Below are 24,141 nucleotides of genomic sequence, written 5' to 3'. Positions count from 1 at the left end.
CTCCCTTTTTGGGAGAGGGATTTAGGGTGAGGGGCTGTAGTGAATATCGAACAAGCTGTAAAACCTATGGATATGGATGAAGTTGTTGCGATTCGTCGTCTTAACCACTACTACGGCACAGGTGCGCTGCGTAAGCAGATCCTGTTTAACATTAACTTTCACCTCACGGCGGGGGAAGTGGTGTTGATGAAAGGCCCCTCCGGTTCGGGGAAAACGACATTACTCACCCTGATGGGGGCGTTGCGCTCGGCTCAAGAGGGGCAACTGCGGGTTTTGGGCCAAGAATTGGTTTCTGCTTCTAAAGGGGAATTGGTACGACTACGGCGCAATATCGGCTACATTTTTCAGGGTCACAACCTGCTCAACTCCCTCACCGCCCGCCAAAATGTCCAAATGGCCGCCGAACTCCACCCCGTCAGCCATCGCCAAGCCCAGGCCCAGGCAGCAGCGATGTTAACCGCCGTAGGGTTGGGGGATCATATTGATTATTATCCCGCCCAAATGTCCGGGGGGCAAAAACAGCGGGTGGCGATCGCCCGCGCCCTCGTCAGCCATCCCAAAATGATCCTCGCCGACGAACCCACCGCCGCCCTCGATAGTCAATCAGGCCGGGCCGTCGTGGAATTAATTCAACAATTAGCCAAAGAACAAGGCTGTGCCAGCCTGATCGTCACCCACGATAATCGCATCCTCGATATTGCTGATCGCCTCGTCCACCTCGAAGATGGCCACCTCAAAGAAGTGAGCGATCGGGCCCACGCCACCACCTAAACTATTCCCTATTCCCTATTCCCTATTCCCTATTCCCTATTCCCTATTCCCTATTCCCTATTCCCTATTCCCTATTCCCTATTCCCTATTTCCTATTCCCTATTCCCTATTCCCTATTCCCTATTCCCTATTCCCCATCCCCCCTCATCGTTTCGCCGAAGATCCACCCCTTGGCGATTTAGGCGGAGCTTTAGCTGCTCCCCCAGGGGCGGGTTTGGCTGCGGCATCGGCAGGGGGCGATCGCCGCTTCGGAGTTCCACTGGTTTTAGGCGGCGCAGGCGGCGGTGCATCTGCCCGTCGGTTCGGATTCGTCCGAAAACTGACATTCACCCCATCCCCGGACTGTTCCAATACCAACAGCGGTGTGGGTTTCGCCTTTTGATCCCAATCCATTTTGGCCACCCGGCCCTGAATCGTGGGTTGCCAGTTATCATGATCCTCATTGGGGCTGAGGAATTTTTCAATACAATCAATAATTTGGTTAATCGTCGTTGATGTCGATTGGGTCGGCAGTTTCGTCAGCTTAATTTGAGTGCGGAACAAGACCCGTTTCGTCCGTTTGCCCCGGGTTTCCGTTTCATAGGTGACATCAAAGGTTTCATCCACCTGACGGCCTCCCGTATTGGCGATCCCCACCTGATGGGTTGCCGTACTGGGGCGCAGCGCCACACTAATCAACTGTTTAACCCGAATTTTAATCTGGTTAACAATCGCATAATGGAACACCTCTTCATCCATCCGCAACCGCAAATAATCGAGGTTAAACTCCCGAGAGTGGATGAGATCCGGGTTGGCCTCCATTTTTTGAATCGTTTTCAGCGCCAGCTTCAGCCGTTTTTGTAAATCCTGGGCTTTGTAGCGCTCAAACTTGAGGTCTTTTTGGAACTTGTCGTAAATATTGATCTTGGTATAAGCTACCCCCCCCGCCAATACCAGGATGAGGACAACCGTTGTCCCAATCCAAATCAAACTACCCCCGCCACCCTCTGCCGCTGGGCTTGGGACTGCTGGGTCTGGGGCTGGAGCCGCTGACTCCTGAGCGAACACAGGTTGAACCGGGAGCAGTTGGGAGAACATAGTTATTTCCACTTCAGCACAAACAGAGCAAATGTTGAGGTTAGGCCAGTGGTCTTGGGGAAAGTGACCACTTTCACCCACAGGCGCAAGCTCTCCTTACCCTCAACCACAATTTTGTCGAGCACCCATGATCCCCAGGGAGGTTTCCAAGTTGGAACGCACCCCAAACTTGCTTCTTTCTCAACTATAACAGTCTCAATTCGGCCCACTGCCAATTTCTTGTGATTCTTTATCTTGAAATAAAAATAGGGCTACCGATGAGTAGCCCTATACCAAATTGGCGATTGTGGGTTAAGCCGTGAGGGTAGCTGTTTTCACGGGGTAGAGGGCTTCGCGGGTTTCCACCATCGCTGCCACCAGTTGATCAATGTCTTCGGTGGTGTGGAGGGCATTGGCGGTAATCCGCAGGCGGGGCTTGGCAATGAACCAAATGGGCGATACCCAAATGCCATGCTCCACCATGAGGCGACGGGCAAAGGCCTTCGGCTCTAGTTCTGGAGGCAGAATCACCGGCACGACGTTGGTTTCGCCGATGGGGTCGAATTCATGCTCAATGAGGCGCGATCGCAAATAACGGCTATTGGCCTGTAAACGCTGCACCAATTCGGGCCGTTGGCGCACCTGACGAATACTTTCCAAGGCGGCGGCGGTGACTGGCGGCGGCAGGGAAATGGTGCCGATGGAGGTGGGGGAAACATCGAGGAGATCGATCAATTCCCGGCTGTGGCTACTGATGGCGGCTCCGGCGGAGGCGGCAAATTTAGAGAAGGTGGTCATGATCAATGGCACAAGACCCCGATCCAAAACCATTTGGGGGGTGATGCCGAAATGTTCATAAATGCCTCGCCCTGTGGCTCCCAATGCGCCGCTGGCATGGGCTTCATCCATGACAATCACGCTGCCGGGATAGGGGGCCATCACCTCAATCATTTCCGGCAGGGGGACTAAATCCCCATCCATGGAAAACACCGCATCGGAGACGACGAGAATGCGATCGCCCGGTTTCGCATAACGGCGCAATTTACGGGAGAGATCTGCCATATCGCAATGGCGGTAAGGTTTCACCCGCACATCGGGGCTATAGCTAAACACCTTTCCGGAGCGGTTATCGGCATTGACCACCGCTGACACAATACAGCCATGGTTGAGCACATCGGTGAGAATCAACGTCTGGCGCGTATTTTGGAACCCCGGCACCGGCATGGCTAAATGACAGAAACCATCCATCAAGGCCTGCATTGCCATCCAAGCATTTAAAAATAATTGGGTATGGGGGAGATCCTTAAAGGCGGAAATTTCCTGTTCCAGTTGGCGATGGAGATCAATGCGACCACTGAGCACCGAGCAGGAACTATTGGATGTACCGTACTGCATGATCGCATCAACAGCCGCTTGGCGCACCGCTTCCGATTGCACCATCCCCAGCACATCATTGGTGCAGAAGGTCAAAACCGTGCGGCGCAGGCCCGTCGAAGCTTCTTCAAGTTCGACAATATTGCCGCGTTTTTGATGACAAATAAACTTTTCCGGATAAAGGCCGCTATCGTACAGCCCTTGCATATACTCTTTAACAACTTGCACCGTTCACTCCTTAGGAAACTGAGAACTAGATAGGACAATGGGCAGAATTCAGCGGGACGGGATCGCTACCGATGATGTAGCATCCGGGGATGGGGAAGGCAAAGCAGGATGAAAATCTGCGCCGTAGGCTTGTTTGAGCATGACCCGCTGGAGGGCAATAATCGCCGGGTTCACTTCAACATAGTGACGCTGGGGATTATGGCAATAGGTTTGTTGCTCGCTTTCGATCATTTCGACATCTTGATCGAGAAAGGGTTTGAACAGAAATCTCCAAATGACGCGAGACAACCAGGGTCGGATCATCTTAATCAGGATTTGAGGTAAGCGGATTTTCAAGAATAATAATGTGAATGAGCGGGTTTCGGTGGCAGAAACAGGTAAACGCATCAAATACATCTTCGATACCCCCTCTAGACTATTTGCATAGTGGGGGTAGCGGTATTGGATCGAAATGGTGCGCGTCGTCACGCGATCGCCCCTGCGCCCCATCCCTAAAAACTGACTCAGCCAGCCCTGATACGACACCTGGTAATCTGCCTCCACCCAGTTGTCTGATTGGCGCAGTTGAAGCAGTTTGGGATTAAACCACCCCTGTAAGTCTCGATGCAGAAAGCCATGAAACACATCCATTGTGTTCTCATTACAAATGGAAAAATGAGCATTGAACTGGCCCGGAATGGCGACCATTAACCACTGGGGGTCATCGTATTCTGGTACTGAGGGCAGGGGAACGGTGGGGGCCCGCTCCGCATCGCCGGGAAACACCCAGAGCATACCGTATTGGTCTTGGACAGGGTAGCGACGCGCCTGAACACAGGGGAGCTTTTGCTCCGGGGGAAAGTAGGGGATGGTGACACAGTGGCCATCGGGGGCAAACTGCCAACCGTGGTAGGGACACGTTAAGTTTTGGCCTTGGACTTCGCCCTTGTGGAGCGCCACCCCCTTATGGGGACAGCTATCCTCAAGACCGTGAACTTGGCCCTGGTCATCCCGGAAAAGGGCGATCGCCCGCCCCCAAATCTGTACCGCCAAAACCTTACCCCGCCGCAGTTGTGACGACCACGCGACCGGATACCAATAGTGAGGATTAATCCCCACTGCCCTAACTTGATTTTGGACGGTATGACCAGTTAACGTTGGAGCCAGTTCCATCCCATACTCCTAGTTAAAATTTGTAACAATCTTTGAGCTAGAATCATAGCAGACTTTAGTTGCAATGGTTCAAGGAGGCAGTGACAGGGGTCAGACTGTCCCTGAATCCCTCCTAGCCCTAGATTAAGCCCTCTTTAATGGGGCAAAACAATATTTAACGACCCACAGCGAAAAATATCTATGTTACCAATTCTGCTTTTCGTCAGTGCTTTTGTTTTCTCCAGCTTTGTTGAATATTGGATACATCGCCTCATGCACGCTAACGCCCGGATCGGTGAACGCCACCGGGATCATCACCGCCGCAATACGGGGCAAGGGGTCCTCTGGGAATTCCTCGATTACGTTAAGGGGGCGAGTTTAGCGATGCTGCCCTTCTTCTTGGTCTCCTGGCAAGCCGGTTTAGGATGGCTGTTAGGGGCCCTAGCCTATGCGGTTTTTTCTGCCTATGCCCACCAACTTCAGCACGAAAACCCAACGAAATGCTTCTGGATGAAGATGCCCGTCCACTATATTCACCACAAACATGGGATGTGGGAGCACAATTTTGGTTTAGGGGTCGATTGGTGGGATCACCTGTTTAGAACCTACAAACCGATGCCCTGGCCCACTGAGGTGGAAACCAATGAGCCGGAGCGGGGTTATTGGGCGTTGCGGTGGTGGTAGTTCTCTCTCGGAAACTGCCCAGCAGATTCATGCTGCCCTCAACCTCTGAATAAATTGATCGGGAATCCCCTTGTGGAATCGAGGGGTGTGGGGGCGTTGGCGTAAGCCTGCCGGAGGCACAAAAATTTTTCGCCCCTACGGAGCTTAGGGCCTCGCAATATCTGAACTAAGCGGATTTGAGATGAGCTAAGATCGAAAAGCTTTCACCCCTGGGGACTCCGGACTGTGCGCTTATCCTCGAAATTAACCCTCATTTTTGCGGCTCTCCTTTTGGGAGGGCTGCTGATCGTTTCACCCCTGATCCATTGGATTACGGAATGGTGGTGGTATGGCAGTTTGGGGCAGCAGGGGGTGTTAGTGACGGTGACGGTGGGGCAGTCCCTCGCTTGGGGGATTTCGGCGATCGCCTTTTTCCTCTTCAGTTGGGGCAACTACCGCCTCGCCCTCAATCTCACCCGCTACAGTGTTTTTCGCGTCAAATCCGGTTTTGCCCCGGAGGGGATGCCGGTGCAAAGCATGATCAACTTCTTCGCCGTAGGGTTAGCGGTGTTCTGGGCCCTGAGTGGTGCGAGTGGGTTTCTCAACGCCTGGGAAATTATCCTACGCTTTGATCATGCTAGTCCCTTTAATATCACTGATCCGATTTTTGGCCAGGATGTGGGATTCTATACCTTCACGCTGCCCTTTTACCATCTGGTGAGAAACTGGCTCCTCTACCTCGTGGTCATTGGCTTATTAACCACAGTCCCGGTTTATGTCTTTAAAGGGACGTTGGATCTGGGGCGGGGTTGGCAAAATTTGATCATTGGCCGTCCTAAGGCCCATCTGACGATCCTCACCATGGCCTTGCTGGTGCTGATCGCCTGGAGCTATTGGCTGGCGCGGTTTGAACTGCTCTATTCCCCAGAGGGGGCGGTGTTTGGGGCCGGTTATGCCGATGCCCATTCTGGCCTGTGGGTGTTGGCGGCGTTGAGCCTGTTGGGGGCGGTGGCGGTGGGGCTATTGGGCTGGTCGTTGCGGCGCAATGGGGTGGTTTTCGCGCTGGGGGTGATTGGCAGCTATGGGGCGATCGCCTTTTTACTCCCCATCATTCCTGCTTTAGAGCAACAGTTGATCGTCAGCCCCAACGAACTCACCAAAGAAACCCCCTACATTGAATACAATCTGGAGTTTACCCGCCAAGCCTACGGCCTCAACAGTATTGAGCGTCAGGTTTACCCCGTAGAACCCACCCTCACCCAGGAAGTCCTCCAAGACAACCGTGCCACCATTGACAACATCCGTCTTTGGGATTACCGCCCCTTGTTAAGCACCTATCGAGAAGTTCAGGAATTGCGTCTGTACTACAGTTTTCAAGATGTGGATCTCGATCGCTACACCCTTGAGCAGAACTATCGTCAGGTGATGCTTTCCGCCAGGGAACTGGAGTATGACCGTGTACCGGAGCGGGCGAAAACCTGGGTTAACCAACGGCTGAAATATACCCACGGCTATGGTTTAGCCATGAGTCCCGTGAATCGGATTACGCCCCAAGGCCAGCCTGAATTTTTCATTCAAGATATTCCGCCAGTGATTAAGACTGATCTGGTGTTAGAGCAACCCCGCATTTACTACGGGGAAGCCACAGATTCACTGATTTTCACCAGTATGGGGACGGATGAGTTTGACTATCCCATGGGTCAAGAAAATGCGGCCAATCGTTACAGTGGTTTGGGGGGGATCCCCATCCCTACCCTTTGGCATCGTTTGCTTTATGCCCTTGATCGCCGTGACCTGAGAATTCTCATTTCCAACTACTTCACCCCCCAAGCTCGGATCCATTACCATCGCCAAGTGCGCGATCGCGTCCAACGGTTGGCCCCCTTCCTGCGTTTGGATGAAGATCCCTACCTCGTGCTCACCAATGGCCGGCTCCAATGGTTCCTGGATGCCTATACGATTAGCGATCGCTTCCCCTACGCCGAACCCATTAGCCCCGCCTTTAACTACATTCGCAATTCCGTGAAAGTGGTGGTGGATGCCTACGATGGTACGGTGCAGTTGTTGGTGGTGGATGATCAAGATCCCATCCTGCAAACCTATCAGAAAATCTACCCCAGCCTGTTTACCAACAGTTCAGCCCCCATTGACCCAGCGGTGCGGGCCCATTTCCGCTATCCAGAGGATCTATTCCGCATCCAATCCCAAATGTATTTGTCCTACCACATGACCAATGCGGAGGTGTTCTACAACCAAGAAGACCTCTGGCGGTTGCCAATCCAAAAGTATGAGGACAAAGAGGAGGTGATGGAACCTTACTATGTGGTCATGAAGTTGCCGGAGATGACGGAGCCGGAATTTTTGCTGATTATGCCCTTTACCCCACTGAATCGCGACAATATGGTGGCTTGGTTGGCGGCCCGGTGCGATGGCGATCGCTATGGCGAGGCCATTCTCTACGAATTTCCCAAGCAAGAACTGATCTATGGCCCCCGGCAGATCGAGGCTCGTATTGATCAAAATCCGGAAATTTCCCAACAACTCACGCTCTGGAGTCAGGAAGGCTCACGGGTCATTCGTGGGGATTTATTAGTGATTCCCATTGAAAACTCATTGCTATATGTAGAGCCAATCTATCTACGGGGTGATCAAAGTCAATTGCCCGAACTCAAGCGGGTAATTGTGGCCTACGACCAGGATATTTTTATGACGGAAACCCTGGAGGAGTCTTTAGAATTGATGTTTGGAGTTGCCAATCCCACAGTGACAGCGGAACCCAAACCCTCCCCATCGCCCTCCCTCTCACCTCTTGCCCAAGAAGCCCTCCAAATCTATGAGGCATCCCAGGAAGCCCTCCAAAATGGCCGTTGGGAGGACTATGGGGCCCTCAATCAACAATTGGCGGATTTATTACGCCAACTCAATGCTGAAGTTGTCCCCATGGAATAATATGGCGATCTCCTTATTGCGGAAAAAATTTACCGTCCAAACCTTTGCCCAAATGGCCGAACAGGGTATTTTTTCCCCCGATGAACGGGTGGAGTTATTGGCGGGAGAAATTTTTGAGATGGGAAAAATTGGTCGTCGTCATGCCGCTGCTGTGCGCCGTTTGTTGCAAATCCTCAGCCGCCAAGTGGGCGAAGATCAGGCCTGGTTGGATGCGCAAAACCCCATTGCTTTAGATGACTATTCCCAACCCCAGCCAGATTTAACCCTGTTGCGTCCCCGTGCCGATGCCTATGAGGGAGGGCATCCCCGGCCCACAGATGTGCTGCTGTTGATTGAGGTGGCGGATACGACCTTAGAGAGCGACCGCACCGTGAAAATTCCCCTCGATGCCCAAGGGGGGATCTCGGAAGTGTGGCTCGTGGATCTCAATGGCCAGCAGGTGACGGCCTATCGGCAACCCCAAGCAGACGGTTATCGACTCTTGCAAATTTATGGAGCGGGGGACGTGGTTCATCCCCTGGCAATGCCGGAGGTGGAGGTGGCGATCGCCTCCCTCTTTCCCCATTAAAAAAATCCCCCCCGTATGGGGAGGATCATCAATCATTAAGGTTGAATCATTAAGGTTGAAAAGATTGCCCTAGCGGACAACGCCCATGGTTGCCACAGAATCCAAAGGCTTCATGAAGTAGAGTTTGAGTAATTCTACGCCATTGCTGAGGTAGTGGGGCAGTTTTTGGAAGAACTTGATCAAACCGGGAGCGTTAGAGGAGGCGATCGCCGTCAGCTTCTCATTATTCTCAATACAACGCTCCAACCCCGCATAGAACTCCGGGTTATTCACATCCAGCATCACCGGGAACACCCGCGCCGCCGTCTCATTGGTCTTCTCAATCACGAGCTTGTCATATTCCCGCGCATCCAAACCCAATGCCGCATAGAAATCCTTCCGCTGCACATCATTGAGATACATCGTCGCAAACACCGACAACAGGAAGAAACGGCACCAAAGTTTCGCCTTCCAATCATTGAGGATACTGGGTTGCGCCTGCATCAGCGCATCAAAGAAATCCCCATGGCGGTTCTCATCTTGGCACCAGTTCTCAAAGAAATTGAAAATCGGGTAGATCCGGTTTTCGGGGTGCTGCTCCAAATGGCGATAGATCGTGATATAGCGCCAGTAACCAATCTTTTCCGAGAGATAGGTGGCGTAGAAAATAAACTTAGGCTTAAAGAACGTGTACTTACGGCTCTTGGTGAGGAAGCCCAAATCGAGGGACAGATTAAAATCCGCCATCGCCTTGTTCAAGAAACCCGCATGGCGAGCCTCATCGCGGGACATCAGGTTAAAACACTCTGCCAACAGGGGGTTTTTGGTTTTGAGGCGGCGGCCCAATTCCTTATAAAGCAGGAAGCCGGAGAATTCCGCCGTGCAAGACCGCTCGAGGAATTCCACAAACAAGCGGCGTTGATCCCCATCAATGTGATCCCAGCTTTGGGTAAACTGGTCATCCCGCACAAAGTGCTTTTGGTTGTAGTCAGCGCGGAACTCTTCGAGAATGGCTCTGAGTTCAGCTTCATTGACGGAAAGATCCATCTCAGCCATCGCGTCAAAGTCTGTGGTGTAGAAGCGGGGCGTGAGGATGGTTTCTTTCGCCGGAGACTTAACACCTGGGCGAATTTCGTCAAATTGAGGACGTTCAGCGGTCGTTACCATAGTATTAAACGAGAAATGCTAATGTTTCGGGAAATGACCGAGAATCGGTCAAGCCAGCGATCGAGGTTGTGATTCAGTGTAGCAAGGGTTTTAGGGGAGGTTAATCATGGGTTCATTAAACGTTATGAATTGTTACACGATCCCCCGGATCCCCCCCCTGCCCCCCTTACCCTCGTGCCATGGCTCTGCCGTGGCATGGAACCTAGGCGGCTCTGCCGCCTGGTGGAGGCGAAGCCTTCCGGGGATGCGTTACTTGGCAGAGCCAAGTAACGAGAAGAACCAGAAGGGATCTAACGATCCACAGAACCCATGATCACATCGATACTGCCGAGGATCGCCATAATATCCGCCACCTTCATCCCCTTGAGCAATTGGGGCAGAATTTGGAGATTGTTGAAATCCGCCGGACGCACCTTGAACCGCCAAGGGAAAATATTGTCATTGCCGACAATAAACACCCCTAACTCCCCTTTCCCACTTTCCAGGCGCACATAATGCTCACCCGCTGGGATCTTGAATGTGGGGGCAACTTTTTTGGCCACATATTGATAATCAAAGCCATTCCATTCGGATTTGCGGCCCTCCATCATCCGCTTGGCCTCTAAGTTTTCGTAGGGGCCGCCGGGAATGCCCGCGCAGGCTTGGCGAATAATTTTCGTTGATTCGCGCATTTCCCGAATCCGCACCAAATAGCGAGCCATACAGTCCCCTGCGGTTTCCCATTGGACTTCCCAATCAAAATCGTCATAGCACTCGTAGTGATCCACTTTCCGCAGATCCCACTTCACCCCCGAACCCCGGAGCATCGGCCCCGATAGCCCCCAATTAATCGCATCCTCACGACTAATCGTGCCGATGCCTTCAATCCGGCGGCGGAAAATCGGGTTATTTGTGATCAATTTTTCGTATTCATCCACCTTGGGCAGAAAATAATCACAAAAATCAAGGCATTTATCAATCCATCCGTAGGGCAGATCCACCGCAACGCCACCGACACGGAAATAGTTGTTATTGATCAACCGCGCCCCACTAGCGGCTTCCCACAGGTCATAGATCAATTCCCGTTCCCGGAAGATGTAGAAGAATGGCGTTTGCGCTCCCACGTCAGCGAGGAAGGGGCCAAGCCAGAGGAGATGGTTGGCGATGCGGTTCAGTTCCAGCATGATCGCCCGGATGTATTGGGCGCGGCGGGGAACTTCAATATCCGCCAATTTTTCCGGAGCATTGACGGTGATCGCTTCGTTGAACATCCCGGCAGCATAGTCCCAACGGCTGACGTAGGGGACAAACATCACGGTAGAGCGGTTTTCGGCGATTTTTTCCATGCCCCGATGGAGATAGCCGATCACGGGTTCACAGTCAACGACATCTTCCCCATCTAGGGTCATGATTAACCGTAGAACGCCGTGCATCGAGGGATGGTGAGGCCCCATGTTCAAGACCATGGGTTCGGTTCTTGTTTCTATCTGTGCCATAGATCGGCGGTTTCCCTCTGTGAATGTGCAGCTTGTGGTTTGCAGCTTGGGGCGAGTCACCCCGGTATCTTGCTGGTTGCTGAGTTTTAATTATAGGAAGCTCTGGCCCTTGGGATCAGAACTGGGGGAAGAATTGGGAGCCTCCCGTGAAATTGCGGAGCAAACTCGTCCAAATCTCACTAAGATGGGGTCTAAAATCTGCGTATGTGCTGAAAACCGCCTTATGTCCCTCGTGCTTATGTTTTTGTTGGGGTTGCTGGTGGGGCTGATGCTCTGCGGTTGGCAGCATTACCAATTCCGTCAACAACTGGAGCAGCTGTTACGCAAGCTCCCGGCTCAGTTCCAAGATCCTTCGGTGTTAAATCCGCTGTATCGTCTGCGTCGCTCCATTGAGGAACTGTTGAAAACCCAATACATTAGCCAACAACAGGGGCAGATGTGGGCGATTATCTTGGAGGTTGCGCCTTTGGGGTATCTGCGGGTGGATGCTCTTAATCAATTGTTGTGGTGTAATCCGCTTGCTCGGGAAATTTTGCAGATTAATCGCTGGCAATCGGGTCAGGTGCGGTTGTTGCTGGAGTTGGTGCGTTCCTATGAGTTGGATCAGTTGATTGAGATGACGCGGCGGACGGGCCAACCCCAACAGTTAGATTGGGTTTATCGTTCGACGACGATCGCCAAGGATGAAACGGCGATTCCTAGCCCCTATGCGATCGCGCTGCGGGCTTCGACGCTGTTGTTGCCCGATGATCATGTGGGGGTGTTTGTGGAAAATCGCCAGCCGATTGTGGAGGCTCGCCAAGCCCGCGATCGCGCCTTTTCTGACCTGACCCACGAACTGCGCACCCCCCTCACTTCGATTCAACTGGTGGCGGAAACCCTCCTGCCCCGTTTGCAAAATCCCGAAAAACAATGGGTGACGCAGATGTTGCGGGAAATTAAACGGTTAATGGGGTTAATTCAAAGTTGTCTGGATCTCAGCCGTCTATCCAGCCAAGGGGGGGAAATGCTCAATCTCCAGGCCATCCCTTTTGCCAGTCTTGTCCAGATGGTTTGGCAAACCTTAGGGCCCCTCGCTGACCGCAAAGCAATCACGTTGGGTTATCACGATCCGGAAAAGGTGGAAATTTGGGTGGATCGCGATCGCTTTCTTCAGGTTTTACTGAATCTCTTGGATAATGCGATTAAGCACAGTCCTGAAGGGGCAGAAATTCAGGTAAGAATCATAACAATAGCAAAAGAGCCAAAGAACTGGCATACAATTGACATTATCGATCACGGTCTGGGTTTTCGCGAAGCAGAGCTTCCGTTAATTTTTGAACGGCTCTATCGGGGGGATGCTTCCCGCCAACGCTCAAGAAATGATGGTTTAGACTCCCCGCTCCCCAATCAAGGGAGTGGCTTAGGTTTAGCGATTGTCCAGCAAATTATTGCCGCCCATGGGGGAAAAATTACGGCTCAAAACCACCCCAAAACCGGCGGGGCGTGGTTACAAATTCAACTGCCAACCTTCACCCAATCTTAATCTCAAACCGGAAGGGTTTGTCTAGGATAGAAACAACGTCAATCTGCTTCACAACTTAATACCTCTCTAATGCCCCATGACCCTATCTACCTCTGCCTCCACCTCCCCCCACCCGACCCAACTGGAAAGGGCCTTGAAACAGTTGAGTCAGGAGGTTTTGCGGATGGGGACGTTGGTGGAGCAGTCCTGCCGTTTAGGTCATCAGGCGTTGTTTGCTCAGGATTGTGAGGCGATCGCCGCCCTTGCCCCCATTGAATTGCAGATTGACCGCTACTATCGCGATATTGAACTGGAATGCGCCCGACTGATGACGCTACAGCGGCCGGTGGCCCAGGATTTACGCTTGCTCAGTGCGTTTATGCAACTGGTGCGGGATTTGGAGCGCATTGGCGACTATGCCCAAGATCTCACCGAATTGGCGATCAAGCTCTATAACTACCCGCCCCACCCCTGTTTAGGGGAAATCGAACAGATGTCCCAACAGGCTCAAGGTATGTTGGCGGTGAGCTTGGTGGCCTTGGCGGATCTCGATCCGGGGGCAGGGGCAGAATTAAAGGTGATGGATGACACCATTGATGATGCCTACGATCGCCTCTACCAAATCCTGGCCCAAGCGCGGGATATTCAAGGGGTGGTGGAGCCGATTTTGTTGATGGTGTTGGCGATGCGCCATATTGAGCGGATGGCCGACCATGCCACGAATATCGGCCAACGGGTGGCCTATATCGTTACGGGGCAACGGGGTTGATGGTGACGACATTTCAAAGTCCCTCGCCCGTTCTGGGAGAGGGATTTAGGGTGAGGGGACAAAAGGGGGATGCTCCTGAGAGGCCCCTGCTCCGGTAGCATGATCAGGAAAGGATTGATGAGGTGGCGATCATGCAGAAGGTCTTGGATTGGATTGATAAGATTTTGATGGTGGATGTGTTTCTGGTGATGTTGGGGTTTATCTGGTTTGCTATTGCCCTGATTGGCCGCTCCACGGGTCTGCCCTTGGGGTGGGATCTGTGGTATTCCCTTTGGCAACCGCTGTTTAATCCGGCGATCGCCCTCTTAATTACCGGGGCAATCCTCACTTGGGCGGTGAAGAAGTTGAATCAGCGGTTTGGGGGGGATGGGGAATAGGGAACGGGCAACAGAGGGGGAATTATGAAGGAGGGTGAGGGGATGGGGATTCGGTTGGTGGTTTTGGATATTGATGGGACGATCGCTGGGGTGAGTAACCAGGTGCGGCCGGCGGTGGTGGAGGCGATCGCGGCGGTGCAGGCTCAGGGGGTGAAGGTGGCGATCGCGACGGGCCGAATGTATTGTTCGGCGCTCAAGTTTCGCAGTCAGATCAACAGCCGCGAGCCGATGATTACCTATAACGGCGCTTGGATTGGCAACCCGGAAACGGGGGAACGGTTGGCCCATTGGGCTGTGCCGCCGGAACGGATTGCGGAGTTGTTGGATCTGGCGGCGGAACCGGAGTGGCGATCACTCCTTGATGTTCACGTTTACCACGATGATCAGCTTTATGTGGGGGAAATCACGGCCCAAACGGAGGAGTATGTTTCCCGCTCCACGATCCGGCCTCAGGCTGTGGGGGATTTACACACCATGCTGGATCGGCCTTTGACGAAATTGTTAATGCTTTGCCCCGATGCGGCCCGCTTGGATGCATTAAAAGCCCAAACCCAAAGCCGTTATCAACCCAGTGAACTCTACATCACCCAATCCTCCCCGACATTATTCCTCGAATTCACCCACCCCAAAGCCAGCAAAGGCCAAGCCCTACGGTACTTAGCCCAAGAGCATTACGGGATTCCCTTAGATCAAGTCTTAGCCATTGGTGATAACTACAACGATTTCGATATGCTCCAAACCGCTGGCATTGGTATTGCCATGGGAGATGCGCCCCCAGCGGTGCAGGCGATCGCCACCTGGGTTGCCCCCAATGTTGAAGCCGACGGCGTAGCCGTTGCCCTGGAACGCTTCATTCTTGCCTAATCTTCGAGATCCCCCCGGCTACGCCGACCCCCTTAACAAGGGGGTGTACTTTTGAACCCCCCTTTTTAAGGGGGGCAGGGGGGATCCTGCTTCGTTGTCATGTTCAAGATCCCCCCGGCTACGCCGACCCCCTTAACAAGGGAGTGTACTTTTGAACCCCCCTTTTTAAGGGGGGCAGGGGGGATCCTGCTTCGCCCCTACTCCCACCTTTCCCGCAATACCGCCAATGCCCGCTGACAATTCTCTGGGGAATAGACCGCCGTTTGCATCTGCACCGTTGCGTCAATATTGACAATTTGGGGGGAGATTTCGCGAATTGGCTTGATGCCGCAGGGGCTTTGTTGCCAGTCCAATAAATGACTGAGACGGTGGAGCATGAGATCTTCAGTATTGTAAAAATTGAACAATTGTCCATGGAGACTGTGGGTGGCCCGTTGCCAATTTTTACTCGCATCTCGGCGCACCGTCCCCCCTAACATCACCACATCCTGGAGATCAATCTTCGCCTCTGACCATTCCCGCATCCCGTAGTAGGCGACTTGGGTTCCGAGGCCAAAAGACCAAAAAGAAACCCTTGTGGCGGCAATTTCCCAGAGTAATTTTGGTAAAAAACTTTTGCCAATGCGTTTGAACTGGTTGCGGCAACGATTCCAGAGGGCGATCGCCTCCCCCGACTCCAATTGCGCCACCATCGTTAGGCTAATGTTGAGGGATTCATCCCAAGCCAGTTGATAGATTGCCCCCTGCCAACCCAATTCGCGAATGAGCGATCGCCAAGCTTGATCCCCCATTGTCCCTACCCCATCCTCATGCCCTCCCCCCATCAGGACTAAAATATCGTGACTGGATCGGGCCGGTTCTAGAGAGATCAAATACGGTTGTTTCATAATCAGCAGTGTGGCAACGGGTAGGAACAGACAGGCTAGAATAGAGAGCAGCCTTCAGCAAAACTGAAGTGCCGACTCGAACCCAAACCAAATTTTATGCCAGCTACAGCGACTCAGACAAAATACGAAGCAGTGATCGGCTTAGAAACCCACTGCCAACTGAACACGAAAACCAAAATTTTCAGCCCGGTATCGACGGAATTTGGGGCAACGCCCAACAGCAATATTTCCCCCATTTGCCTCGGTTATCCGGGGGTGTTGCCGGTCTTGAATGAGAAGGTTTTAGAATATGCGGTGAAGGCGGGCCTGGCCCTTAACTGCCAAATTGCCCCCTATAGTAAGTTTGATCGTAAACAATATTTTTATCCCGACCTGCCGAAAAATTATCAAATTTCTCAATACGATCTGCCCATTGCCGAGCATGGTTGGCTCGATATTGAAGTGATTGATCCCCAAACAAAGGAGATCAGCCATAGGAAGATCGGGATTACCCGCCTCCATATGGAGGAAGATGCGGGGAAATTGGTTCATGCCGGGAGCGATCGCCTTTCCGGTTCCACTCATTCCCTCGTCGATTTTAACCGGGCAGGGGTTCCCCTGTTGGAAATTGTCTCCGAGCCGGATATTCGCAGTGGGGCTGAAGCGGCGGAATATGGCCAGGAATTGCGGCGGATTGTCCGCTATTTGGGGATCAGCGATGGCAATATGCAGGAGGGTTCCCTGCGTTGCGATGTAAATATCTCGATTCGCCCCGTGGGTCAAAAGGAATTTGGCACGAAAATCGAGATTAAAAATATGAATTCCTTTAGTGCGATTCATAAGGCGATCGACTACGAAATTGAGCGGCAAACCAAAGCCCTCGAAGCCGGTGAACCCCTTTATCAAGAAACGCGGCTATGGGAAGAGGGGAGCCAACGGACGATCAGTATGCGCAAAAAAGAAGGCTCTAGCGATTATCGCTATTTCCCGGAGCCGGATTTGCCCCCCATTGAAGTTTCCCCAGTGCAGTTGGAGCAATGGCGCAGTGAGTTGCCGGAGTTGCCTGCTGAGAAGCGCCACCGTTACACGACAGATTTAGGGCTTTCTCCCTACGATGTGCGGGTGATTACCGATGACCGGGCAATGACGAATTATTTTGAGGCCACCATTGCCACCGGGGCCGATGTTAAACAAATCACCAACTGGTTAATGGGGGACATCACCGGCTACCTCAACAGCGAGAAAAAAGCGATTACCGAAATTGCCCTCACTCCGACGGGTTTAGCGGAATTGGTGAACCTGATCGAAGCAGGTACAATCAGCGGCAAAATTGCCAAGGAAATCCTCCCGGAACTGTTAACAGAAACCGTGGCATCGGTGGCGGATTTTGTGGCCAGCAAGGGGATGACGCAAATTTCCGACACGGGGGAACTAGAAGCAATGATCGATGAATTAATGGCAGCCAATCCCGATAAGGTGGAGCAATTCCGCGCCGGTAAAACGAAGTTGCAAGGCTTCTTTATGGGGCAAATCATGCAAAAAACCAGTGGCCGCGCCGATCCCAAACTTACTAACGAAATGCTGGCCCAAAAACTCAAGGGCTAACTCCAATTTCTCCGATCCCCTGCCCCCTCAATCCAGGGGGTAGATTTCCCCTACTTCCCACTTCCCACTTCCCCATGCACACCCTCACCCCTCCCCCGTTAGAAAATGGCGATCGCCTCACCCGTGCAGAATTTGAGCGACGCTACACCGCCATGGCCCATGTTAAAAAAGCAGAACTGATTGCAGGCAGAGTTTATATGGCTTCCCCCTTGCGTATTCGTCAACACGGCAACCCCCATAGTCGGATCATTACTTGGCTTGGTGTGTATGAGGCGGCCACGCCTGGGGTGATGGCGGCGGATAATGCGACAGTGCGCCTGGATGGAGAGAATGAACCCCAGCCCGATGCCCTCCTCCGCCGCGAAGGGGGAACCTCCCGGATCAGCGTAGATGATTATTTAGAAGGCCCACCGGAATTGATTGTAGAAATTGCCGCCAGCACCGCCTCCTATGACCTTCATGAAAAATTTCAGGTTTACCGAGAAAATGGTGTTCAGGAGTATTTAGTTTGGCGGGTGCAGGATGGTGGTTTGGATTGGTATCAATTGCGGGGTGGGGAATATGTGAGCCAAGATGAGGAGGAGGGGGTGTTAAAGTCGTTGGTTTTTCCAGGATTGTGGCTCAATCGGAGGGCATTATTGGCGGGAGATTTAGCGGCGGTGTTGGCAACAGTACAGGCAGGGATTGCGACAGCAGAGCATCAACAATTTTGTCAACAATTGGCCAGATCTTAAGCTTGATCTGCGGGGCGATATAGACAGCCAGATGTGCAGGTTTCGCGGATTTCTACCGCATCTAAACCCGGCAGTTCTAAACGGGCAAAATAGTCATAAATCCATCGCGCTAGGGCTTCGCTGGTGGGATTTTCTAAGCCCGTGGTTTCGTTCAAATAATGATGATCTAAATAATCCTCCAAAAGGGGGGTTAGATAGGCCTTTAAATCTTGAAAGTCGAGGAGCATACCTGCTTTTGGGCCCGTGGTAATGAGGCGATCGCCCTTCACATAGACCCGCCCAATCCAGCTATGGCCATGGAGCCGCCGACATTTGCCATCATGATGGGGCAAATGGTGGGCCGCTTCAAAGCGAAATTCTTTATAAATCGTCCAAGCTTCCGCCACAGTCTTCCTTAACCCCTAGCGTACCCCTAAAAGTTTGTGGGTTTGTAGCCCCAACCGCCAACGGGGATGATCTCGCACATAATCCACAATTAAACCTTGACTTTCTGGGCTGTGCCATTCCGGTTGGAGATAGGCCGGCATGGTGGGCGCAACCTGGGTGGCTTGGGCTTCAGCCCAGGCTAAATCGGTGGCATTTTGTACCACTACTTTTAATTCATCGGCTTGGGCATAAATCCCAGGCTGAGGAGGCTTAAACCGTTTGGGGGAAAGGGTGATCCAATCAAACGCGCCGCTGAGGGGATAGGCTCCGGAGGTTTCGAGGTGAACCCGCAGGTTTGCGCCCTGGAGGGCGGTGGTAAGGGGTTGGAGGTCGTGCATTAGGGGTTCACCCCCGGTAATCACCACAAAGGCTGGTTGGGCAGCTTGGGCGGCAATGAGGAGGGAGGCGATCGCTTCTTCCCGATGATGATTCAGGGGCCAAGATTCCTTGGTATCACACCAAGGGCAACCTACATCACAGCCCCCCAAGCGGATAAAAAAAGCACTGGCCCCCGTCCAAGTCCCCTCGCCTTGGAGGGAATGGAACGTTTCAACAAGGGGATAACGAATCGGGGACATAGACAGAGGATCAAGGAAATTCGCTAGGGTTTAAAATTGTTACACAATTTCCCCATGGGAGCGAAGGTGAGGGCGAAAAACGTTTCGCCTCTCGCCATTGTTATTGTTAATCATCACCCCATATTGCGATCGCCCATGTCCACCCCCCAATTCTATCCCTGGCAAGCCTACCGTTGCGCCTATGATCGCCACGCCCCCACCGGAACGGCTAGCGGCCCCCCAATTGTGTTGATTCACCCCATCGGTGTGGGCCTCTCCCGGCAATTTTGGCAACGGTTCATTGCCCAATGGTCTCAACAGAGCAACTCTACTGTGATTTATAACCCTGATTTGTTGGGTTGTGGGGCAAGTTCAATGCCCAGAGCCGCCTATCAGCCCGATGATTGGGGCGCACAGTTGGAGCATTTTGTGAAAACCGTTGTTAAAGAGCCGGTGGTTTTGGTGATCCAAGGCGCTCTCGCTCCCGTCGCTCTGGCTTGTGTTGCCCGCTTTCCCGAACTGATCCGGGGCATGGTCTGGTCAGGCCCCCCCGCTTGGCGGTTAATCACCACCCCCACCCAACCCAGCCAACAAAAACTGGCTTGGAATCTGTTTGATACTCCAGCGGGGGCGGCCTTTTATCGCTATGCTCGCCGCGAGCAATTCCTCCGCTCCTTTTCCCAACGGCAACTGTTTGGCAATCCGGCGGATGTGGATCAAGAATGGCTCGATGAACTCCATCGCGGCTCACGGGATCTCAATAGCCGTCATGCGGTGTTTGCCTTTTTATCGGGGTTTTGGCGGCAGGATTATGGAGAGGCGATCGCCGCCATCCCCTGCCCCACCCTCGTTTTATTTGGTGAAGGGGCTTCGAGTGTCACCCGGGGTTATCGGGAAGCAGCGGGCGATCGCCTCCAAGCCTACTTAGACCATCTACCCCAAGGGGAAGGAGAGATCATCCCCGGCCGTAATGTTTTGCCCTACGAATCGACAGCAATTTTTGTAGATCGGGTGGGAAAATTTATCAGAAACATCACTTCATAACCCCTAAGGTTTGGCGATAAGGGGAATCAATAGCCCTTCGGAAAACGTTGTGAAAACCAAAATTAGTGTTATATTAGCTGGGGAAAAATTTTCAGGTTTCCTGGGGAATTGTGGTTTTTATGGCCAAACTTTCGGTGGAATTAAATCGATATTTTTTTGAAGAAGAACGCGATACAACGGTAAAGCTTAATGATATTTTGATGTTGGCTGGTGAACGGGGTTTTGGGTTTTTGCTGGCTATTCTTTCCTTGCCTTCAGCGCTGCCGCTACCGGCTCCAGGCTACTCTACCCCTTTTGGTGTCGTAATTTTTCTGCTCGCCCTTCAGTTTATCTATGGCTCACAACGGCCTTGGCTCCCCCAACGAGTCGCCAATTGGCAGATTAAAACAACGTTGGCACAACGATTTATCAAGGCAGGAGTGCCTTGGTTAAAACGTTTAGAAGCTGTGAGTAAGCCGCGTTTTGTATTTATCTGTCAGGGATTGCCGGGGCGGTTATTGGTGGGGATAGCGATCGCCCTCATGGCCATTTCGATGATGATTCCGATTCCGGGAACCAATACATTGCCAGCAATGGGGATTTTCTTCACGGCGATTGGTTTATCTGAAGATGATGGTCTGATTGTCAGCATCGGGGCAACCATTTGTTCACTCATTGCCGTTGTGATGATTTCGGTGATTTGGGTATTCTATCGTGGCGGTTCAAGTATTCTTGATCTCGTTAAAGCTTGGATTAAAGGGTTAAGCAATTAATCAGCAATGCGATTATAAAGTTGAGCGGTGTAGGGGCGAAAAATTTTTGTGCATCCGGCAGGCTTACGCCAACGCTCCTACATCAACCCCAATGCCACCAATTGCAAAATGATCAGCAATCAAGCACAAAATAGGGTGGGCAATGCCCACCCTACAAGTTATTTTGAAATTAAGTGAATTGCTGCTTATTTCTGTTTCAACCAGCTAAACATTGCCCGTAGATCTTTGCCTACCTCTTCAATGGTATGCTCCGCTTCTTGACGGCGCATGGCGGTGAAGCCGGGGCGACCAGCTTGATTTTCGAGGACGAATTCCCGTGCAAATTGGCCGCTTTGGATTTCTTTGAGGATCTGGCGCATTTCGGCGCGGGTTTCATCGGTGACGATGCGGGGGCCACGGGTGAGGTCGCCATATTCAGCGGTGTTGGAAATGCTATCGCGCATTTTCGCTAAACCGCCCTCGACGATTAGATCAACGATCAACTTCACTTCATGGAGACATTCAAAATAGGCCAATTCCGGCTGATATCCCGCTTCCACCAAGGTTTCAAACCCGGATTTGATCAGCGCACTCAAACCGCCACAGAGCACGACTTGCTCCCCAAATAGATCAGTTTCCGTTTCTTCGCGGAATGTGGTTTCCAAAATGCCGGCCCGCGTGCCGCCAATGCCTTTGGCGTAGGCCATGGCGCGATCACGTGCCTGCCCCGTGGCATCTTGATACACCGCAAACAGAGCGGGAACCCCTTCCCCTTGCTCATAGGTACGGCGCACCAAATGCCCCGGCCCCTTAGGAGCCACCATCACCACATCCACATCACTGGGGGGGACAACTTGGCCAAAATGAATATTAAATCCGTGGGCAAAGAGCAACACTTTACCGGCGGTGAGATGGGGGGCAATTTCAGCGGTGTAGATCGCTTTTTGCACTTCATCGGGGAGCAAAATCATGATCATGTCCGCAGCGGCGGCAGCATCGGCCACGGAATGGACGGTTAAACCAGCGGCTTGGGCTTTTTCCGTGGAGCGGCTGCCGGCATAGAGGCCAACAATCACATTTACGCCGCTTTCTTTGAGGTTGAGGGCATGGGCATGGCCTTGGGAGCCATAGCCGATGATGGCGACGGTTTTGCCTTGGAGTAAATCAAGGTTAGCATCTTCATCATAGTACATCCGAGCCATAAAATCATTCTCCAGCCAATTTTAAATAGAGACAGACTGACTATTTTATCAGACCCTTGGCCCCTCAATGATGGGCTGAGGTTTTAAGGTTCCCTGACAGGCAGGGGCGATCGCATTGCACAATTTGTAAATTTTCGTTAAATTGAGTAACAGGTAGTTTACAAACAACACCCTACCCTCCCAAATCAATCTACGAGGTAACACCATGGAAAATCAAGAGCGCAGCACGTTTAAATTTGGCTTCAACGCGGGTGCAGAAAACTGGAATGGTCGCCTGGCAATGATTGGTTTCGTCACCGCTTTGGTGATCGAACTGGCTAGCGGCAAAGGCCTCCTCCATTTTTGGGGTTTGATGTAATCCCGCCTCTGCTCAATCGCTCTCAACATTAAAACAGAGCACTGAGATTGTGCGACCAACTCAGTACTCCGATTTCTAACCAGTCTATTGATCCCAATCTGAGAAGGTTGGGATTTTCTGCATTTTGGCCAGTTTTGCCGCCGCTGTCAAGATCCCCCCGGCTACGCCGACCCCCTTTTTAAGGGGGTTAAATGCAAAACCCCCCCTTTTTAAGGGGGTTAAATGCAAAACCCCCCCTTTTTAAGGGGGGGCAGGGGGGGATCTCTCTTCCCACTGAGGCTCACGATCCCCCCGGCTACGCCGACCCCCTTGAAAAGGGGGTTATCCGGAACCCCCCTTTTTAAGGGGGGCAGGGGGGATCTCTTAACGAATATATTCCTTAAGAATACTATTGCGGTTGGGGTGGCGGAGCTTGCGGAGGGCTTTGGCTTCGATTTGGCGAATGCGCTCGCGGGTGACGTTGAAGATTTGGCCGATTTCTTCGAGGGTTTTCATCCGGCCATCATCCAAACCGTAGCGCAATCGCAGCACATCCCGCTCCCGGGGGCTAAGGGTATCGAGGACACTTTCCAGGTCTTCCCGCAGTAGGTTTTTAGAAACTTGATCCTCTGGGGTTTCCCCATCGGCCTCAATGAAATCCCCCAGGCGAGAATCTTCTTCTTTCCCGATGGGGGTTTCGAGGGAGATGGGCAACTGGGCGGATTTGGCGATGAACCGTAGTTTTTCAATCGTCATCTCCATGCGGGTGGCGATTTCCTCTTCCGTGGGTTTGCGGCCCATTTCCTGGGAGAGGATTTTCGTGGTTTTTTTGATCCGGGAGATGGTTTCGTAAAGATGGACGGGGAGACGGATCGTGCGGGATTGGTCGGCGATCGCCCTTGTAATCGCTTGGCGAATCCACCAAGTTGCATAGGTGGAGAACTTATAACCCTTGGCGTGGTCAAATTTTTCCGCCGCCCGGATCAATCCTAAGGATCCCTCTTGGATCAGGTCTTGGAAGGAGAGGCCCCGGTTCATATATTTCTTGGCAATGGACACCACCAATCTCAGGTTCGACTGCACCATCTTGTCTTTGGCACGGCGGCCAATAAAGAGGCGACGGCGAAAATCGGGATAGGTGAGATCAACGGCCGCCGCCCACTCCTTGAGGGTGGGTTCCTTGCCACTGTCTTCGAGAATGCGATCGCGCACCCGCTCGAATTCCAGTAACTCAGCAATTTTGCGGGCCAACTCGATCTCTTCTTCAGCCCGTAGCAGGCGAATTCGACCAATTTCTTGGAGATAAATCCGAATGGAATCTTCCGTATAGGGTTTTTTACGGGCCTGTTCCAAACGGCGGGTAGTGGCACCTTTTTTTTGTTTCGCCCCCTCCTCTTCGGTAACATCTACCTTGACCAGAGTATCCTCTCCATCCTGATCAATGAGATACTCCAAATCATTTTGGGGCTGGGTAATGGTTGCGAGATCGTAGTTCGCCTGAGTCATGCTGTTTTCCTCTTGCTCCTTCAGTTCAAGACCAGAACATCGTCATAAGTAAAGTTCTGAATCTAGTTGTCCGGACTAAGACCGACCAAATTCAGAGAATCAGCCCACCACTTTAACATCGTCACCATTGATCTTGCAGAGCCATGTTCAGCACAGTGTCATCCGTGTCCATGGCCGATAAGCCAGCGTCCACGACGACCAACACAAGTATCGGGGGAGAACATTAGCACGAACTTTCAACCTCAATGCAGACTGATG

23 protein-coding genes are annotated in these 24,141 nt (G+C 52.3%); 13 read left to right on the top strand and 10 right to left on the bottom strand.

Features of this window, described 5'->3' with window-relative positions:
- Window positions 1–66: 66 nt before the first annotated feature.
- A complete protein-coding gene (locus VB712_RS00375) occupies window positions 67–771 on the top strand; it encodes a DevA family ABC transporter ATP-binding protein (protein ID WP_416236205.1) in 705 nt (234 codons plus the stop codon).
- A 144-nt stretch (window positions 772–915) separates the two neighbouring features.
- Here the strand turns inward: VB712_RS00375 and VB712_RS00370 are convergent, their stop codons facing one another.
- The 3 genes from VB712_RS00370 to VB712_RS00360 form a co-directional block, all read right to left on the bottom strand.
- On the bottom strand, window positions 916–1,848 hold the full coding sequence (locus tag VB712_RS00370) for a hypothetical protein (RefSeq protein WP_323250964.1): 933 nt from the start codon (window positions 1,846–1,848) through the stop codon (window positions 916–918).
- 291 nt (window positions 1,849–2,139) lie between these two features.
- Window positions 2,140–3,429 (bottom strand): aminotransferase class I/II-fold pyridoxal phosphate-dependent enzyme, encoded by a 1,290-nt coding sequence (locus tag VB712_RS00365; RefSeq protein WP_323250962.1) that lies wholly within the window; start codon window positions 3,427–3,429, stop codon window positions 2,140–2,142.
- Window positions 3,430–3,477: 48 nt separating this feature from the next.
- A complete protein-coding gene (locus VB712_RS00360; RefSeq protein ID WP_323250960.1) occupies window positions 3,478–4,581 on the bottom strand; it encodes an aromatic ring-hydroxylating dioxygenase subunit alpha in 1,104 nt (367 codons plus the stop codon).
- A gap of 180 nt (window positions 4,582–4,761) precedes the next feature.
- Here VB712_RS00360 and VB712_RS00355 point away from each other — a divergent pair, with 180 nt between their 5' ends.
- From VB712_RS00355 to VB712_RS00345, 3 genes are all read left to right on the top strand, one after another.
- Window positions 4,762–5,244 (top strand): sterol desaturase family protein, encoded by a 483-nt coding sequence (locus VB712_RS00355; protein ID WP_323250958.1) that lies wholly within the window; start codon window positions 4,762–4,764, stop codon window positions 5,242–5,244.
- A gap of 225 nt (window positions 5,245–5,469) precedes the next feature.
- Complete coding sequence (locus tag VB712_RS00350) at window positions 5,470–8,172, top strand: UPF0182 family protein (protein WP_323250956.1); 2,703 nt, start codon at window positions 5,470–5,472, stop codon at window positions 8,170–8,172.
- A 1-nt stretch (window position 8,173) separates the two neighbouring features.
- A complete protein-coding gene (locus VB712_RS00345) occupies window positions 8,174–8,740 on the top strand; it encodes a Uma2 family endonuclease (protein ID WP_323250954.1) in 567 nt (188 codons plus the stop codon).
- Between the two features lie 69 nt (window positions 8,741–8,809).
- On the opposite strand, the gene acsF is transcribed toward VB712_RS00345, so the two are convergent.
- Window positions 8,810–9,886 carry a magnesium-protoporphyrin IX monomethyl ester (oxidative) cyclase gene (acsF, locus tag VB712_RS00340; RefSeq protein WP_323250952.1) on the bottom strand — a complete coding sequence of 359 codons (1,077 nt, stop codon included), beginning with the start codon at window positions 9,884–9,886 and terminating at the stop codon, window positions 8,810–8,812.
- 290 nt (window positions 9,887–10,176) lie between these two features.
- Window positions 10,177–11,361 carry an NAD(P)H-quinone oxidoreductase subunit H gene (locus tag VB712_RS00335; protein WP_323250950.1) on the bottom strand — a complete coding sequence of 395 codons (1,185 nt, stop codon included), beginning with the start codon at window positions 11,359–11,361 and terminating at the stop codon, window positions 10,177–10,179.
- 223 nt (window positions 11,362–11,584) lie between these two features.
- Here VB712_RS00335 and VB712_RS00330 point away from each other — a divergent pair, with 223 nt between their 5' ends.
- From VB712_RS00330 to VB712_RS00315, 4 genes are all read left to right on the top strand, one after another.
- Entirely contained in the window at window positions 11,585–12,886 is a 1,302-nt protein-coding gene (locus VB712_RS00330) for a HAMP domain-containing sensor histidine kinase (protein ID WP_323250948.1), read from the top strand.
- Between the two features lie 76 nt (window positions 12,887–12,962).
- Complete coding sequence (gene phoU, locus VB712_RS00325) at window positions 12,963–13,634, top strand: phosphate signaling complex protein PhoU (RefSeq protein WP_323250946.1); 672 nt, start codon at window positions 12,963–12,965, stop codon at window positions 13,632–13,634.
- A gap of 131 nt (window positions 13,635–13,765) precedes the next feature.
- Window positions 13,766–14,011, top strand: a complete 246-nt coding sequence (locus tag VB712_RS00320) for a hypothetical protein (RefSeq protein WP_323250944.1) — start codon at window positions 13,766–13,768, stop codon at window positions 14,009–14,011.
- Between the two features lie 24 nt (window positions 14,012–14,035).
- On the top strand, window positions 14,036–14,875 hold the full coding sequence (locus VB712_RS00315) for a Cof-type HAD-IIB family hydrolase (RefSeq protein WP_323250942.1): 840 nt from the start codon (window positions 14,036–14,038) through the stop codon (window positions 14,873–14,875).
- 197 nt (window positions 14,876–15,072) lie between these two features.
- Here the strand turns inward: VB712_RS00315 and VB712_RS00310 are convergent, their stop codons facing one another.
- Complete coding sequence (locus VB712_RS00310; RefSeq protein ID WP_323250940.1) at window positions 15,073–15,762, bottom strand: DUF726 domain-containing protein; 690 nt, start codon at window positions 15,760–15,762, stop codon at window positions 15,073–15,075.
- Between the two features lie 96 nt (window positions 15,763–15,858).
- Between VB712_RS00310 and gatB the strand changes: the two genes are divergently transcribed.
- On the top strand, window positions 15,859–17,346 hold the full coding sequence (gatB, locus tag VB712_RS00305; protein ID WP_323250938.1) for an Asp-tRNA(Asn)/Glu-tRNA(Gln) amidotransferase subunit GatB: 1,488 nt from the start codon (window positions 15,859–15,861) through the stop codon (window positions 17,344–17,346).
- A 74-nt stretch (window positions 17,347–17,420) separates the two neighbouring features.
- Window positions 17,421–18,080, top strand: coding sequence for a Uma2 family endonuclease (locus tag VB712_RS00300; RefSeq protein ID WP_323250936.1), 660 nt, complete (start codon window positions 17,421–17,423; stop codon window positions 18,078–18,080).
- Here the strand turns inward: VB712_RS00300 and queD are convergent.
- On the bottom strand, window positions 18,077–18,466 hold the full coding sequence (gene queD, locus VB712_RS00295) for a 6-carboxytetrahydropterin synthase QueD (protein ID WP_323250934.1): 390 nt from the start codon (window positions 18,464–18,466) through the stop codon (window positions 18,077–18,079). The genes VB712_RS00300 and queD overlap by 4 nt on opposite strands.
- A gap of 15 nt (window positions 18,467–18,481) precedes the next feature.
- The gene (locus VB712_RS00290) at window positions 18,482–19,084 is read right to left on the bottom strand and encodes a 7-carboxy-7-deazaguanine synthase QueE (RefSeq protein WP_323250932.1); all 603 of its coding nucleotides are present in this window, start codon (window positions 19,082–19,084) and stop codon (window positions 18,482–18,484) included.
- A gap of 135 nt (window positions 19,085–19,219) precedes the next feature.
- Here VB712_RS00290 and VB712_RS00285 point away from each other — a divergent pair, with 135 nt between their 5' ends.
- Together VB712_RS00285 and VB712_RS00280 are read left to right on the top strand one after the other, a co-directional pair.
- The gene (locus VB712_RS00285; protein ID WP_323250930.1) at window positions 19,220–20,107 is read left to right on the top strand and encodes an alpha/beta hydrolase; all 888 of its coding nucleotides are present in this window, start codon (window positions 19,220–19,222) and stop codon (window positions 20,105–20,107) included.
- A 119-nt stretch (window positions 20,108–20,226) separates the two neighbouring features.
- A complete protein-coding gene (locus VB712_RS00280; RefSeq protein WP_323250928.1) occupies window positions 20,227–20,859 on the top strand; it encodes an exopolysaccharide biosynthesis protein in 633 nt (210 codons plus the stop codon).
- 185 nt (window positions 20,860–21,044) lie between these two features.
- On the opposite strand, the gene ilvC is transcribed toward VB712_RS00280, so the two are convergent.
- Window positions 21,045–22,040 (bottom strand): ketol-acid reductoisomerase, encoded by a 996-nt coding sequence (ilvC, locus tag VB712_RS00275; protein ID WP_323250926.1) that lies wholly within the window; start codon window positions 22,038–22,040, stop codon window positions 21,045–21,047.
- A 205-nt stretch (window positions 22,041–22,245) separates the two neighbouring features.
- On the opposite strand from ilvC, the gene VB712_RS00270 reads away from it, so the two are divergent.
- Window positions 22,246–22,398, top strand: a complete 153-nt coding sequence (locus VB712_RS00270; protein WP_323250924.1) for a chlorophyll A-B binding protein — start codon at window positions 22,246–22,248, stop codon at window positions 22,396–22,398.
- 363 nt (window positions 22,399–22,761) lie between these two features.
- Here VB712_RS00270 and rpoD read toward each other — a convergent pair whose 3' ends face one another.
- Entirely contained in the window at window positions 22,762–23,883 is a 1,122-nt protein-coding gene (gene rpoD, locus VB712_RS00265; protein ID WP_323250922.1) for an RNA polymerase sigma factor RpoD, read from the bottom strand.
- Window positions 23,884–24,141 lie beyond the last annotated feature (258 nt).

The sequence above is a fragment of the Spirulina sp. CCNP1310 genome (assembly GCF_034932185.1).
Classification (GTDB): domain Bacteria; phylum Cyanobacteriota; class Cyanobacteriia; order Cyanobacteriales; family Spirulinaceae; genus Spirulina.
The sequence above is the reverse complement of the archived record's forward strand: the minus strand, read 5'-3'. Positions and strand labels throughout refer to the sequence as shown.

Coding starts and splice junctions, on each gene's coding strand:
- ilvC (WP_323250926.1), bottom strand. CDS start 22,040: ATGGCTCGGATGTACTATGATGAAGATGCTAACCTTGATTTACTCCAA.
- VB712_RS00290 (WP_323250932.1), bottom strand. CDS start 19,084: ATGTCCCCGATTCGTTATCCCCTTGTTGAAACGTTCCATTCCCTCCAA.
- VB712_RS00320 (WP_323250944.1), top strand. CDS start 13,766: ATGCAGAAGGTCTTGGATTGGATTGATAAGATTTTGATGGTGGATGTG.
- phoU (WP_323250946.1), top strand. CDS start 12,963: ATGACCCTATCTACCTCTGCCTCCACCTCCCCCCACCCGACCCAACTG.
- VB712_RS00370 (WP_323250964.1), bottom strand. CDS start 1,848: ATGTTCTCCCAACTGCTCCCGGTTCAACCTGTGTTCGCTCAGGAGTCA.
- VB712_RS00375 (WP_416236205.1), top strand. CDS start 67: ATGGATATGGATGAAGTTGTTGCGATTCGTCGTCTTAACCACTACTAC.
- VB712_RS00270 (WP_323250924.1), top strand. CDS start 22,246: ATGGAAAATCAAGAGCGCAGCACGTTTAAATTTGGCTTCAACGCGGGT.
- VB712_RS00355 (WP_323250958.1), top strand. CDS start 4,762: ATGTTACCAATTCTGCTTTTCGTCAGTGCTTTTGTTTTCTCCAGCTTT.
- acsF (WP_323250952.1), bottom strand. CDS start 9,886: ATGGTAACGACCGCTGAACGTCCTCAATTTGACGAAATTCGCCCAGGT.
- gatB (WP_323250938.1), top strand. CDS start 15,859: ATGCCAGCTACAGCGACTCAGACAAAATACGAAGCAGTGATCGGCTTA.
- VB712_RS00300 (WP_323250936.1), top strand. CDS start 17,421: ATGCACACCCTCACCCCTCCCCCGTTAGAAAATGGCGATCGCCTCACC.
- VB712_RS00285 (WP_323250930.1), top strand. CDS start 19,220: ATGTCCACCCCCCAATTCTATCCCTGGCAAGCCTACCGTTGCGCCTAT.
- VB712_RS00360 (WP_323250960.1), bottom strand. CDS start 4,581: ATGGAACTGGCTCCAACGTTAACTGGTCATACCGTCCAAAATCAAGTT.
- VB712_RS00345 (WP_323250954.1), top strand. CDS start 8,174: ATGGCGATCTCCTTATTGCGGAAAAAATTTACCGTCCAAACCTTTGCC.
- rpoD (WP_323250922.1), bottom strand. CDS start 23,883: ATGACTCAGGCGAACTACGATCTCGCAACCATTACCCAGCCCCAAAAT.
- VB712_RS00330 (WP_323250948.1), top strand. CDS start 11,585: ATGTCCCTCGTGCTTATGTTTTTGTTGGGGTTGCTGGTGGGGCTGATG.
- VB712_RS00310 (WP_323250940.1), bottom strand. CDS start 15,762: ATGAAACAACCGTATTTGATCTCTCTAGAACCGGCCCGATCCAGTCAC.
- VB712_RS00280 (WP_323250928.1), top strand. CDS start 20,227: ATGGCCAAACTTTCGGTGGAATTAAATCGATATTTTTTTGAAGAAGAA.
- VB712_RS00315 (WP_323250942.1), top strand. CDS start 14,036: ATGAAGGAGGGTGAGGGGATGGGGATTCGGTTGGTGGTTTTGGATATT.
- VB712_RS00335 (WP_323250950.1), bottom strand. CDS start 11,361: ATGGCACAGATAGAAACAAGAACCGAACCCATGGTCTTGAACATGGGG.